Source organism: Micromonospora sp. H33 (genome assembly GCF_052068455.1).
Taxonomy (GTDB): domain Bacteria; phylum Actinomycetota; class Actinomycetes; order Mycobacteriales; family Micromonosporaceae; genus Micromonospora.
This window is the reverse complement of record NZ_JBQHDE010000001.1, coordinates 104912-117220: the sequence shown is the minus strand read 5'-3', so window position 1 is coordinate 117220 and position 12309 is coordinate 104912. Positions and strand designations below refer to the sequence as shown.

Genomic DNA, 12309 nt, shown 5'->3' with positions numbered 1-12309 from the left:
GCGTGGCCGCCATCGACTGCGGGACCAACTCGATCCGCCTGCTGATCGCCGACCTGCCCGACCCGGCGGCGGGCCCCGCCGCGCCGCTGGTCGACGTGAGCCGCCGGATGGAGATCGTCCGGCTGGGCCAGGGCGTCGACCGCACCGGCCGGCTGGCCCCGGAGGCGATCGAGCGCACCCGGGTGGCGCTCGCCGACTACGCCGCCGAGATCGAGAAGTTCGGTGCCGAGCGGGTGCGGATGTGCGCCACCTCGGCCACGCGGGACGCCCAGAACGCCGCCGACTTCCGGGCCATGGTGGAGGAGACCCTCGGCGTGCCCCCCGAGGTGGTGACCGGGGACGAGGAGGCGCGACTGTCGTTCACCGGCGCGGTCCGCGGGCTGCCCGCCGACGCGCGGGAGCCGTACCTGGTGGTCGACATCGGCGGCGGCTCGACCGAGTTCGTCGTCGGCACCCGCGCCGGCGGCGTCGACGCGGCGATCTCCATGGACATCGGCTGCGTCCGGATGACCGAGCGGCACCTGCACGGCGACCCGCCCGGCCTGGACGAGATCGCCCCCGCGCAGGCCGACATCGCGGTCGCGGTCGACCGGGCGCTCGACGCGGTGCCGGGCCGGGAGGCCGCCACGCTGGTCGGGCTCGCCGGGTCGGTCACGACCGTCGTCGCGATCGCCCAGGGCCTGACGGAGTACGACCCGGAGCGCATCCACCACGCCCGGGTGTCGTACGACCAGGTCGCCGACGTGACCACCGACCTGCTGGCGAAGACCCGGGACGAGCGACTGGCGATCCCGGTGATGCACCCGGGCCGGGCCGACGTGATCGGCGCCGGCGCCCTGGTGCTGCGCGTGATCATGGAACGCGCCGGCATGGACTCCGTGGTCGCCTCCGAGCACGACATCCTCGACGGCATCGCCTGGTCCCTACAGGGGTAGTGGAGTGAGCGACATGGACGCGCCATCCCGGTTGCCAGACCGTCAGGCTCGCTTCAGGGACCTGGCCCGTGAGGTGGCCGAGCGTGACGCTGAGCCGCTCCGTCGTCTGGCCGGCTGATCAACTCGGCTCGAAGGCTCCGCGCCGAGCGGTGGTGACGAAGTCGGACCACGAGGCCGGGTCGAAGGTGAGGACAGGTCCCGACCGGTCCTTGCTGTCGCGGACCAGCACCACACCGGGCAGGTTGTCAGCGACCTCCACGCAGGAGGCGCCGCCGTTTCCGCTGCGGGTCGACTTGCGCCACCGGGCGCCGGTCAGCTCCATGTCTTCGCCACTTCCTGCATGAGGGCCAGCGACTGTCGCCGGGAGAGGGCCTCTGCCCGGACACTCTCCCACCGGCGGTGCAGGCTGGCAATCTCCTCGGAGCGATCGAGCACCTGCGCTCGCAACGGGCTGTCCAGGTGGGCGACCCAGGTCCCGTCGGCGAATCCGGCGAGGATGAACGGTCCGGCCACCCCGGCGTGAACGCCCACCTCGGCGGGAATCACATGTAGGTGGACCTGCGGTCGCGCGGCCAGCGCAATCAGATGATCGAGTTGCTCGCGCATGACGCCGAAATGATCGGCCACCGCGCGGCGCAGGATGCTCTCGTCGATGACCGCGACGAGTTGCGGTGGCTGTGACCGGACGAGGATCTGCTGCCGCTGTAGCCGGGCCTCCAGCCGCCGCTCCATCTCCTCCTCCGGCACCAGGCCGCCGTCCCCGAGGACCACGCGGGCGTACGCCTCGGTCTGGAGGAGGCCTGGCAGCACCGACATCTCGAACCACCAGAGGGTCGCCGCCTCCTGCTCCACCGCTACCCAGGGCCGAAACCAGGCCGGGGCGGTCTCCAGGCTGACCAGGGGCAGGATCCGTCCCAGCAGCCCGCCGCTCTCCAGCACCTCGTCCGCCCGACGGATGAAGTCGAGCGACGGCGTACGCCGACCGATCTCCACCATGCCGACCAGCGAGCCGGAGTAGTTGATCCGCCGGGCCAAGTCCTCCTGGCTCAGCCCGCGCTCGGTGCGCAGTCGCCGTAGCTCACCGGCCAGGAGATCAAGCGTCGAAGGTTGTGGCTTGGTCATCACACCTCGCTCACCGGGTTCCACACGACTTCACCGGGATGGTCACCGCCGAACACGTGGCCGCGGTGCGACTTCCCACCGTAGTCGTCCGATCACCAGGATGTGAATGACGCTGGGCTCACAACGTGCCCACATCGGAGGCGAGGAGCGGTGAAGTGGCGATTCGACGCAGCCACCCGGCGTGGTGCGAGTCTGAGAACGAGTGCGGGACGACCGCGCTGCATCTGTCCGGCCTGTGGTCGGTCGCGCCTCGCGGCGACGAGGTGATCCAGGTTCGTGCCGGCCTCTGGAGGATGGACGTGGGACCGGCGGGCGCCGAGGGTGTGGCAGTCGAACTCTCCGTCGGTGAGGACGTCGAGTGGTGGCCGATCGACCTCGCGCAGGCTCGCGCGTTGGTGCGCGTACTCAACGATCTGCTGCGGAACGCGGACCGGGCGTCGTCGCGCGCGGCCTGATGGCGGTCAGGCGCGTGCGGTGGCGAGGCGGGCGCCGAAGCCGAGCAGGGCCACCCCGGTCAGCCCGTCGAGCCAGCGGCGTACGTGCCGCCGGGAGAGCACGCGCCGCGCGCTCCCTCCTCCACCCCCCTCTTTCACGGAAAGAGTGCGTATCTCGCGCTCCATGGCCACTCTTTCTCTGAAAGAGCGGCCTGCGGGGGCGGTGGCGTACCGGCGGGGTCGTTGACGGTACTTCGCATTGCACACTAGTGTGCAATGCGTGGACACCACGCAACTTTTGAAGGGCGTGCTGGATCTCGCGGTCCTCGCCGTGCTCCGCGACGAGGACGGCTACGGCTACGACATCCTGCGCCGCCTGCGCGAGGCCGGCCTGGACGAGGTCGGCGACGCCTCCGTTTACGGCACGCTGCGCCGCCTCTTCGCCGCCGGCCTGCTCACCACGTACGTCGTGCCCAGCGAAGCCGGGCCGCACCGTAAGTACTACTCACTGAACGCCGCCGGCCGCGACCAGCTGACCCGGTCCGGCAAGCTCTGGCGTTCCTTCGCCACCACCATGGACACACTGCTCGACGATCGGGGGTTGGCGGCATGACCGTCACGGAGCAGGAGATCACCGACTACGTCGCCCGGGTCCGGGCCGCGCTCGCCGACCTGCCGCCGGCCGTCCGCGACGAGCTGACCGAGGACCTGGCGGAGCACCTGGCCGAGGTCGCCGCCGAGGCCGACGGGTCGCTGGTCGAGCGGCTGGGCGAGCCCGAGGCGTACGCCGTCGAGCTGCGCACCGCGGCCGGCGTCGGCGCCGCGCGCGGCGATCGTCGCTTCAACCGCCGGTTCGGGGCTGCGGGGGACCGGCTCCGCGCGCGGGTACGGCGGTGGGACGCCCAGCTCGGACCACCCCTCGGGTACGCCACGGCCAGCGAGTTCCTCCGGCTGCTCAACCCGGCCTGGTGGGTGGTGCGCGGCTACCTCGCGGCCATGCTGATCACGGTGATCACCACCGGAGGTTCGTTCGGTCTGCTGCCGAGCCTCAACGGCAGTGAACTCGCCGGGCTGGTTCTCCTGGGCGGCAGCGTGCTCGCCTCGATCTGGCTCGGCCACCGCACGGCCGGGTTGAGCCGACCGAAGCGCCAACTGCTGCTCGCCGGGCACGCCGTACTGGTGGTCTTCGCCCTGGTCGGGCTGGTCAGCGTGGACGACCGCGCCCGCTGGAACGACTACGGCTACCAGCAGATCTCCATCGACGGCCGGTACGACCACATCCGGGACGTCTTCGTGTACGACAGCGAGGGGCGGCTGGTGGAGAACGCCCGACTCTTCGACCAGAACGGTGACCCGATCCGTCTCGGTTACCCGGACTGTCCCGACCTCCGGGATCCCAACGGCACGGGCAACCCGCTGCACCGCGCGTACCCGTACTGCCCGGAGGCAGCGCCGTTCGCGCCGCGCCCGACGGCGACGGCGCCCGAGCCGGTCCTCCCGCCGCTGCCCACCGCCTCGGCCGGGCCGACTGCCACCGCCGCGCCCACGGCGACTCCCGCACCCACGGCGAGCGCTGCGGCCACGGTGTCCGCATCGCCGACTCCGGCGTCGCCGAGCGCGGAGCCCACCGGCTGAGCGTTAAGAAGGGGCCCTTTCACTACGCCAGGCGTTAAGAAGGGGCCCTTCCTTGTTCCTGGGAAATGGCTGAATGGATGAGGTCCACGGGGCGGCGGGCGTCGTCGATGATCGCTACGGTGTCGTCCGCACATTCACCCCTCGGAAGGAATTCCCGTGTCAGAGCAGGTCGCACCGCCCCCCGCACCGGACGCCGCCCAGCCCCAGCCCGGTGCCCAGGTGCCGCCGCCGGTCGAGGAGCCGGCCAAGAAGTCCGGTCGCAAGAAGATGCTCGGCATCGTCGGCGCGGTCGTCGCCTTCCTGGTGATCGCCGGTCTCAAGTTCGGCGTCGGGGGCTTCCTCAACCAGGACGAGACCGCCGACGCGAAGGCCGGTGACTGCATCGCCGAGCTGCCCGAGGTGACCGGCACCGAGCAGGAGGAGGTCGACGGCGCCAAGGTGGTCGAGTGCACCTCCACCGAGGCCGCGTACACGGTGGTCGGCCGGGTCGACGGCCAGACCGAGGCGCAGGCCGAGACCGGTGCGGCCTGCGACCAGTTCTTCAAGGAGGGCCAGGAGGGCTACGTCTTCTCCGCCATCGAGCCGGGCAAGACGGGCTACCTGCTCTGCCTGACGAAGAAGGCCTGACCAAGGCACCAGCGACATCGACGGCGGCGCGGGTGGGCACCCGCGCCGCCGTTGTCGTACCCGGTCTAACAGGAGGTGAATGCCACTTCTCCGGCGTCTTCCCGGCGCGGTCGCGGCGTGGCAGGCTACCGGCACGTAGGACCACTGGGCGACCAGCCAACGATGACTGACCGCTAGGAGGACGGCCGATGGGCGAGATGGTGACGTACCGGAGCAACGGGGGTACGGGCGAGGGGTATCTCGCGATACCGTCCGGCGGTGCGGCCAGCCCGGCGGTCATCGTCATCCAGGACTGGTGGGGCCTCGTACCCCACGTCCGGGCGGTCGTCGACCGGTTCGCCGAGGCCGGTTTCGTCGCCCTCGCCCCGGACTTCCGGCACGGCGGGCCGGCCAGCAAGCCGGACGAGCCCCGCCAGATGTTGAACAGCACGCAGATGGACGAGGCCGCCGCCGACATCGCGGGCGCGGCCGACTACCTCGCCGGCCGCCTCGAGGTGACCGGCAAGATCGGCTGTGCCGGTTTCTGCGCCGGGGCCAGCCTGGCGCTCTGGGCCGCCACCCGCACCGAGCGCATCGTGGCGACCGCCGCCTTCTACCCCCGCCTGCCCTGGGAGGGCATGCGTCCGGAGTGGAGCGACTACGCGGGCAAGGCCGCCGTCATCCACTGCTCCGAGGCCGACGGCACCTCGGCGGCCGACGGCGTGCAGACCGTCCGCCGGGCCATCGAGACCGCCGGCGGCACCTGCCAGACGTACGACTACCCGGGCACCGCGCACGCCTTCTTCAACGAGGACCGCCCGGAGAACTTCGACCAGCGGGCCGCCGCCACCGCCTGGGCGCGCACCCTCGAACTCTTCCGGGCGAAGCTTGGCTGAGGCGCGTACGCCCGAGGAGGTGGTCGCCCGCGCCGCGCGGGCGACCGACCTGGCCGACCTCGACGGCGCGGTGAGCGACTGCTTCGCCTGCCCCCGGCTCGTGGACTGGCGGGAGGAGGTCGCCCGCACCCGCCGGGCGGCCTTCCGGGACCAGGAGTACTGGGGCCGCCCGGTGCCCGGCTTCGGCGACCCGGCCGCCCGCATCGCGATTCTCGGCCTCGCCCCCGCCGCCCACGGCGGCAACCGCACCGGCCGCATCTTCACCGGCGACCGCTCCGGGGACGTCCTCTTCGCCGCCCTGCACCGGGCCGGGCTCGCGAACCAACCGACCAGCGTCGCCGTCGACGACGGGCTGACGCTCCGGGACACGCGGATCTTCGCGGCGGTGCGCTGCGCGCCGCCGGACAACAAGCCCACCCCGGCCGAGCGGGACACCTGCGCCCCGTGGCTGCACCGGGAGGTCGCGCTGATCCGGCCGACCCTGCGCGTCGTGGTCACGCTGGGTGCCTTCGCCTGGGCCGCGTGGTGGCCGACGCTGCGTCAGGTGTACGGGGTGCGCCCGCCCAGCCCGCGACCGGGGTTCGCGCATGGGGCACACTGGTCCGGAACGGCCGTACCGGAGGTGCTCGGCTGCTACCACGTCAGCCAGCAGAACACCTTCACGGGGCGGCTGACACCAGGGATGCTGGACGAGGTGTTCACCCGGGCGAAGCGGCTGGCCGGGGTGGAGTAGAGGCTGCGGACGGTGGCGATGACGGACGGTACGCGCCGGCCCCCACCGTACGCCCCCACGGCGGCGGGGTAGGCCGGAATGGACCTCAGCGTGCTGCGCAGGTGGTGGCCGGTCGCCGCGGTCGCCGTCCTGCTCGCCGTCGCCGCGATCGCGGCCGCGCACTCGTCGCTCGGCGCGAGCCGCGTCCCGCCGGTGGCGGAGAACGTGCCGTTCGTTCCGGAGTACCCGACCGCCGAGCCGGCGCCCTCGATCCCGGTCGATCCTCGCGAGTCGGCGGACGACACCCGCACGCGCATCCCGTCGTGGATCGCCACGACGGCGCTGGTACTGCTCGGTCTGGCGCTGCTCGCCGCGTTCGGCTACCTCGCCGTGACGCTGGTCCGCGGCGCGGTCCGCCGGGCCACCCGGCGGCTGCCCGCGCATCGCCCCCGACGCACGGCGGAGGGCACCGCCCGGGAGGTGGTGGCGGCTCTCGACGCCGGCCTGGTGGACCTGGACGACGCCGACACCGACCCGCGTACGGCGGTCATCGCCTGCTGGGTACGCCTCGAGGAGGCCGCCGCCGGAGCCGGCGTGTCCCGGCTCGCCGGGGACACCCCCACCGACCTGGTCACCCGACTGCTGCGCGGCGACCCGGCTGCGGGCGTCCCGGCCATCGCCAGCGCCGACGTGCTGGCCGAGTTCGCGCACGTCTTCCGGGAGGCCCGGTACGCGACCCGGCCCGTGGACGAGAGCACCCGCGACCAGGCCCGGGCCGCGCTGCGCCGGTTGCGGGGCGAACTGACCGCCGTGGCGGGGGTGGCGACATGAGCGAGCGTCAGCGAGCGAATCATCAACGCAGCGCGATGGTGCCTCATGGCGGCACGGAGCGAAGCGGAGTGCCGGCATGAGCAGCACGAGCATCGACGACCTGCTCAGCGCCGAGGAGGACCGGCCGCCCCGCCGGCCGCGCTCCGGTGGCCGGGTCGGGCAGGTGCTGCGGACCCTCGTCGCGGTGGCCGCCGTCGTGGTCGTTCTGGTCGCTGGTCTCCGGGCCGTGGGTCTGCGGGTGTCGTTGCTGGTCCTCGTGGCCGGAGTGGTCGCCCTGTTCGCGGTACGCCGGATCGTCGCGTCCCTGGCGCCGCCGCCTCAGCCGCGGGCCGCCGCTCGTCGGGTCGAGATGGACGACGGCACGGTGATCTCCACCGGGGACGCACTGCGCACCGCGATCAACGGGTGGGAACGGCCGCTGGACTGGGCGTCGGGCAACCGCGAGCGGTTCGCCGAGCGGATCCTGCCCCGCCTCGGGGAGCTGGCCGACGAGCGCCTGCGCCAGCGCCACGGCCTGACCCGCGACTCCGATCCCGCCCGGGCCCGGGCCCTGCTGGGTGACCCGCTGTGGACGTTTCTCGCCGCGCCGTCCCGCCGCCCCCCGTCGCCGCGTGACCTCGCGGCGATCGTCGCCGAACTGGAGAAGATATGAACGACGTGTCCCGGACCATGCCCCCCACCGAGGTCGGTCACCTCGCCCGGGCGGTGCTGGACGCGGTCGGCGAGGTCGTGGTCGGCAAGCGGGAGTCGCTGGAGCTGGTGCTTGCCGGCATCCTCGCCGGCGGCCACGTGCTCCTGGAGGACCTGCCCGGCCTGGGCAAGACGCTGACCGCCCGCACCTTCGCGCAGGCGCTCGGGCTGGACTTCCGCCGCCTCCAGTTCACCCCCGACCTGCTGCCCGCCGACGTGACCGGCTCCTTCCTGTACGACCAGCGCACCGGCGACTTCGCGTTCCGGGCCGGCCCGGTCTTCACCAACCTGCTCCTCGCCGACGAGATCAACCGCACCCCGCCGAAGACGCAGTCGGCGCTGCTGGAGGCCATGCAGGAGAAGCAGGTCTCCGTGGAGGGCGTCACGTACCGGCTGGACGAGCCCTTCCACGTGCTCGCCACGGCCAACCCGGTCGAGTACGAGGGCACGTACCCGCTGCCGGAGGCGCAGCTGGACCGCTTCCTGCTCCGGGTCTCCTTCGGCTACCCCGACCACGGGGAGGAGTGGGAGGTGCTGCGTCGCCGGATGGCCCGCCGCCGCGAGGAGGCCGAGATCAAGCCGGTCGTCGACTCGGCGACCCTGCGCGCCATGCAGGCCGCGCTGGAGGACGTGGTGGTGGAGGATTCGGTCGGCCGGTACATCGTGGCCCTGACCGCGGCCACCCGGGAGCACCCGTCGGTGCTGGTCGGCGCCTCCCCGCGCGGCTCGCTGGCGCTGCTCCTGCTGGCCCGGGTCCGTGCGGTGATGGCGGGTCGGGACTACGTCGTGCCGGAGGACGTCAAGGACGTGGCGGTGCCGGCGCTCGCGCACCGCATCACCCTGCGCCCGGAGATGTGGCTGCGCCGAGTCGACCCGTCCTTCGTGGTCGGTGAGGTGCTGGCCGCAACGCCGGCCCCCGCCAGCGGAGCCCTGCCGAGCTACGCCGCCGGCCGGCCCGGGCTCGGATGACCGTGCCCGCCCCGCCCCCGTACACGGCGGCCGAGCCGGAACCCGCGCCGCCGCCGGCCGAGCCGGAGTCCGGCTGGGCGCCGACCCCGGCGCTGGGCCGGGCCGTGCTGCTCACCGGGCTGCTGCTGATCGCCGGCGTCCTGCTGGGCCGGGTCGACCTGATCGTGCTGGCCGCGCCGATCGCGCTCGGCACCGCGTACGCACTGCGTCGCCGGCCCGGCACGGCGCCGCAGGTGTGGATCACCGCCGACGACGGTGACCTGGCCGAGGGCCGCGAGCTGAGCGGCACGGTCAGCGTCGGCAACCCGGACCTCGTCGGGTACGACGTGGCGGTCCTGCGGACCCGGGTGTCGCCCTGGCTGCGGATCGAGCGGGCCACCCTCGCCGGCGCCACCACCGCCATCGCCTCGGAGCGCGTCCCCTCGGTGGTGGAGCGCCCGTTCGCGACCGCGGTGCCGTCCGACGCGGCGGTCGACCTGGAGCTGACCGGCACGGCCCGGCGGTGGGGCCGGCACCCGCTCGGCCCGGCCGGTGCCCGGGTGGCGGCCGCGCAGGGCCTGCTGGTCTCCCGGGCGGTGATCGTCGAACCGGCCCGGGTCCGGGTCTACCCGGTCACCGAGCCCTTCGACGCGGTCGAGGCGATGCCCCGGGCCGCCGGGCTGGTCGGCGCGCACCACTCCCGCCGGCCCGGTGAGGGCGGCGAGCTGGCCGGTGTCCGGGTCTTCGCTCCCGGTGACCGGCTGCGCCGGATCGACTGGCGGGTCTCCCTGCGGACCCGGCAACTGCACGTGGCGGCGACCCTCTCCGACCGGGACGCCGAGGTGGTGGTGCTGCTGGACGTGCTCGCCGAGGCGGGCGCGTCCGGCGGGGTCACCGGCGCGGCGTCGGTCCTGGACACCACCGTCCGGGCCGCCGCGGCGATCGCCGAGCACTACCTGCACCGCGGGGACCGGGTGGCCCTCCAGGAGTACGGCCCCGCCGCGCGGCGGCTGCGCCCCGGCACCGGCCGGCGCCACTACCTGACCGTGCTGGAGTGGCTGCTGGACGTCCAGGCCGGGAACTCCCCGCACGAGCCGTCCGAGTTCGCGTTCGGCACCCAGATGATCTCGCCGGACGCGCTGGCGGTCGTCCTCACCCCGCTGCTGGACGAGCGGTCCGCGCAGATGCTCGCCCGGCTCGCCCGCTCCGGCCGGTTCGTGGTGGCGGTGGACACCCTGCCGGCCGACCTGCCGCCCCCGAAGGGGCGGGGCTGGGCCGAGGTGGCGTACCGGCTGTGGCGGCTGGACCGGGACACGATGATCGAGCAGTTGCGCGAGCACGGCGTGCCGGTGGTGCGGTGGGCCGGGGCGGGCAGCCTCGACCAGGTGCTGCGGGACGTGGCCCGGCTGGCCACGGCCCCGAGGGCGGGGGCCCGGTGAGCGCGATGAACGCAGCGCAGCGGAGTCCCGCAGTCACGAACGAAGGCGGGCACAGATGATCGACACCGTCGTCGGGCGGATCCGCGGGGCGCGGACCGCCGTGGCCCGGGTCGGCCCGGTGCCGCTGCTGGTACGTGCCGGAATCTTCCTCAGTGCCCTGCTCGGGCTGGTGCTCGCGTACCCGTCGGAGGTGCTGCTCGGGCGTCCGCTGGCGGCGCTGCTGCTGGTGGCGCTGCTGCCGGCGCTCTCGCCGCGCCGCGTCTGGCCGACCCTCGCGGCGCTGGTCACGGTGGCGGGCTGGCTGGTCGCCACCGACGGGTACGGCCGCCCGATCGCCCTGTGGCGGCTGCTCGCCGTGGCGGCGCTCCTCTACCTCACGCACACCCTGTGTGCGCTCGCCGCGGTGCTGCCGTACGACGCGGTGGTGGACCCGGACCTGGTCGTCCGCTGGCTGCTGCGGGCCGGCGCGGTGGTCCTCGGTGCCGCGGTGCTGGGTGTGCTCCTGGTGGAGTTGGCCGGGACGGGTGGGGAGAGCGGTCTCCAGGCCGCGACGGTTGCCGGCCTCGCGGTCGCGGCGGCGGTGACGGCGTTGCTGGGGTGGCTGCTGCGCCGCCCCTGACCGGCGAGAACAGGGTTACGCAGGTCACAGGGGTTGTGCTCGGTCACAACGAAGGGCCGCGCGCGGGATTAGCGGAGCCGGCCGGGGAAAGATAGATGACGTGAATCCGAAGCGGATCCTTGTGGTAGGTGCCGGACACGTCGGCCTGTACGCGGCGCTGCGCCTGTCGAAGAAGCTCAGCTCCCGTGAGGCTGAGGTCGTCGTGGTGGACCCCCAGCCCCACATGACGTACCAGCCCTTCCTGCCGGAGGCGGCGGCCGGCAACATCTCGCCCCGGCACTCCGTGGTGCCGCTGCGGCGGGAGTTGCGCAAGTGCAAGGTCCTGGCCGGTGCGGTGACCCGGATCGACCACGCCAGCAAGACCGCGGTGGTGCAGCCGATCGCCGGCCCGACCCGCGAGATCCGGTACGACCACATCGTGGTCGCCCCGGGCTCGGTCTCCCGGACGCTGCCGATCCCCGGCCTGCACGAGCACGGCATCGGCTTCAAGACCATCGGTGAGGCCATCTACCTGCGCAACCACGTGCTGGACCGGCTGGACGTCGCCGCCGCCACCCCGGACCCGGAGGTCCGTCGTAGCGCCTTGACCTTCACCTTCGTCGGCGGCGGGTACGCGGGCATCGAGGCGCTCGCCGAGATGGAGGACATGGCCCGGGACGCCCTGCGCTACTACCCGGAGCTGAAGCCGGACGACATGCGCTGGGTGCTGGTCGAGGCGACCCAGCGGGTGCTGCCCGAGGTCGACCGGGACATGGGCGCCTACACGGTGCAGCAGTTGCTCAAGCGGAACATGGACATCCGGCTGGACACCCGCCTGGAGTCCTGCGTCGACGGGGTGGTGAAGCTCTCCGACGGCGACACCTTCCGTTCCGACACGATCGTCTGGACGGCCGGCGTGAAGCCCTCGCCGATGCTGGACGCCACCGACTTCCCGCGCGACGAGCGGCGCCGGATCACCTGCCTGCCGACCCTCCAGGTCGTCGACGGCGACCGGGTCGTGGAGGGCGCGTGGAGCGCCGGCGACTGCGCGGCCGTGCCGGACCTGACGAAGGAGCCGGGCAACTACTGCTCGCCGAGCGCCCAGCACGCGGTGCGCCAGGCGGCCCGGATGGCCGACAACATCGTCAACGTCATCCGCGAGCGGGAGCCGGTCAACTACAAGCACAAGCACGCCGGCAGCGTGGCGAGCCTCGGCCTGCACAAGGGCGTCGCCCAGGTGTACGGCGTCAAGATGAAGGGCTGGCCCGCCTGGTTCATGCACCGGACGTACCACATGAGCCGGATCCCGTCGTTCAACCGCAAGGTCCGGGTCGTGGTCGACTGGTCCCTGGCGTTCTTCCTCAAGCGTGAGGTGGTCGCCCTCGGCCAGCTGCACGACCCGCGCGAGGAGTTCGCGGAGGCCTCCCAGCCGGTCGGTGCCGGCACCCGCTGAGTGGTAAGGA

The 12309-nt window shown here is 73.2% G+C and carries 15 protein-coding genes; 13 read left to right on the top strand and 2 right to left on the bottom strand.

Translation table 11 applies throughout. The features are described 5' to 3' along the window. Window positions 1-2: 2 nt before the first annotated feature. Complete coding sequence (locus tag ACTMS0_RS00555; RefSeq protein WP_441153967.1) at window positions 3-935, top strand: Ppx/GppA phosphatase family protein; 933 nt, start codon at window positions 3-5, stop codon at window positions 933-935. A 118-nt stretch (window positions 936-1053) separates the two neighbouring features. Here ACTMS0_RS00555 and ACTMS0_RS00550 read toward each other — a convergent pair whose 3' ends face one another. Continuing rightward, window positions 1054-1257, bottom strand: a complete 204-nt coding sequence (locus tag ACTMS0_RS00550) for a DUF397 domain-containing protein (RefSeq protein ID WP_441153075.1) — start codon at window positions 1255-1257, stop codon at window positions 1054-1056. After that, the gene (locus ACTMS0_RS00545; protein ID WP_441153074.1) at window positions 1248-2057 is read right to left on the bottom strand and encodes a helix-turn-helix domain-containing protein; all 810 of its coding nucleotides are present in this window, start codon (window positions 2055-2057) and stop codon (window positions 1248-1250) included. Before ACTMS0_RS00545 ends, ACTMS0_RS00550 begins: the two co-directional genes overlap by 10 nt. A gap of 125 nt (window positions 2058-2182) precedes the next feature. On the opposite strand from ACTMS0_RS00545, the gene ACTMS0_RS00540 reads away from it, so the two are divergent. The 12 genes from ACTMS0_RS00540 to ACTMS0_RS00485 all read left to right on the top strand — a co-directional run bounded on the left by ACTMS0_RS00540 (window position 2183) and on the right by ACTMS0_RS00485 (window position 12299). After that, on the top strand, window positions 2183-2512 hold the full coding sequence (locus ACTMS0_RS00540; protein WP_441153073.1) for a hypothetical protein: 330 nt from the start codon (window positions 2183-2185) through the stop codon (window positions 2510-2512). A gap of 259 nt (window positions 2513-2771) precedes the next feature. Continuing rightward, the gene (locus ACTMS0_RS00535) at window positions 2772-3104 is read left to right on the top strand and encodes a PadR family transcriptional regulator (protein ID WP_441153072.1); all 333 of its coding nucleotides are present in this window, start codon (window positions 2772-2774) and stop codon (window positions 3102-3104) included. After that, the gene (locus ACTMS0_RS00530) at window positions 3101-4126 is read left to right on the top strand and encodes an HAAS signaling domain-containing protein (RefSeq protein WP_441153071.1); all 1026 of its coding nucleotides are present in this window, start codon (window positions 3101-3103) and stop codon (window positions 4124-4126) included. The genes ACTMS0_RS00535 and ACTMS0_RS00530 overlap by 4 nt, the downstream gene beginning before the upstream one ends. A gap of 156 nt (window positions 4127-4282) precedes the next feature. Then, complete coding sequence (locus ACTMS0_RS00525) at window positions 4283-4753, top strand: LppU/SCO3897 family protein (RefSeq protein ID WP_441153070.1); 471 nt, start codon at window positions 4283-4285, stop codon at window positions 4751-4753. Window positions 4754-4941: 188 nt separating this feature from the next. Then, window positions 4942-5628: a dienelactone hydrolase family protein gene (locus ACTMS0_RS00520; protein WP_441153069.1), complete on the top strand. Its 687-nt coding sequence runs from the start codon at window positions 4942-4944 to the stop codon at window positions 5626-5628. Window positions 5629-5647: 19 nt separating this feature from the next. Continuing rightward, complete coding sequence (locus ACTMS0_RS00515) at window positions 5648-6361, top strand: uracil-DNA glycosylase (protein ID WP_441153966.1); 714 nt, start codon at window positions 5648-5650, stop codon at window positions 6359-6361. A gap of 78 nt (window positions 6362-6439) precedes the next feature. Beyond that, window positions 6440-7171 carry a DUF4129 domain-containing protein gene (locus ACTMS0_RS00510; RefSeq protein WP_441153068.1) on the top strand — a complete coding sequence of 244 codons (732 nt, stop codon included), beginning with the start codon at window positions 6440-6442 and terminating at the stop codon, window positions 7169-7171. 76 nt (window positions 7172-7247) lie between these two features. Beyond that, entirely contained in the window at window positions 7248-7823 is a 576-nt protein-coding gene (locus ACTMS0_RS00505; RefSeq protein WP_441153067.1) for a hypothetical protein, read from the top strand. Beyond that, window positions 7820-8830: an AAA family ATPase gene (locus tag ACTMS0_RS00500; RefSeq protein ID WP_441153066.1), complete on the top strand. Its 1011-nt coding sequence runs from the start codon at window positions 7820-7822 to the stop codon at window positions 8828-8830. Before ACTMS0_RS00505 ends, ACTMS0_RS00500 begins: the two co-directional genes overlap by 4 nt. Beyond that, on the top strand, window positions 8827-10248 hold the full coding sequence (locus ACTMS0_RS00495; RefSeq protein ID WP_441153065.1) for a DUF58 domain-containing protein: 1422 nt from the start codon (window positions 8827-8829) through the stop codon (window positions 10246-10248). The genes ACTMS0_RS00500 and ACTMS0_RS00495 overlap by 4 nt, the downstream gene beginning before the upstream one ends. Before the next feature lie 58 nt (window positions 10249-10306). Further along, window positions 10307-10867 (top strand): hypothetical protein, encoded by a 561-nt coding sequence (locus ACTMS0_RS00490; protein ID WP_441153965.1) that lies wholly within the window; start codon window positions 10307-10309, stop codon window positions 10865-10867. Between the two features lie 100 nt (window positions 10868-10967). Beyond that, the gene (locus tag ACTMS0_RS00485) at window positions 10968-12299 is read left to right on the top strand and encodes an NAD(P)/FAD-dependent oxidoreductase (protein WP_441153064.1); all 1332 of its coding nucleotides are present in this window, start codon (window positions 10968-10970) and stop codon (window positions 12297-12299) included. Window positions 12300-12309: the final 10 nt, after the last annotated feature.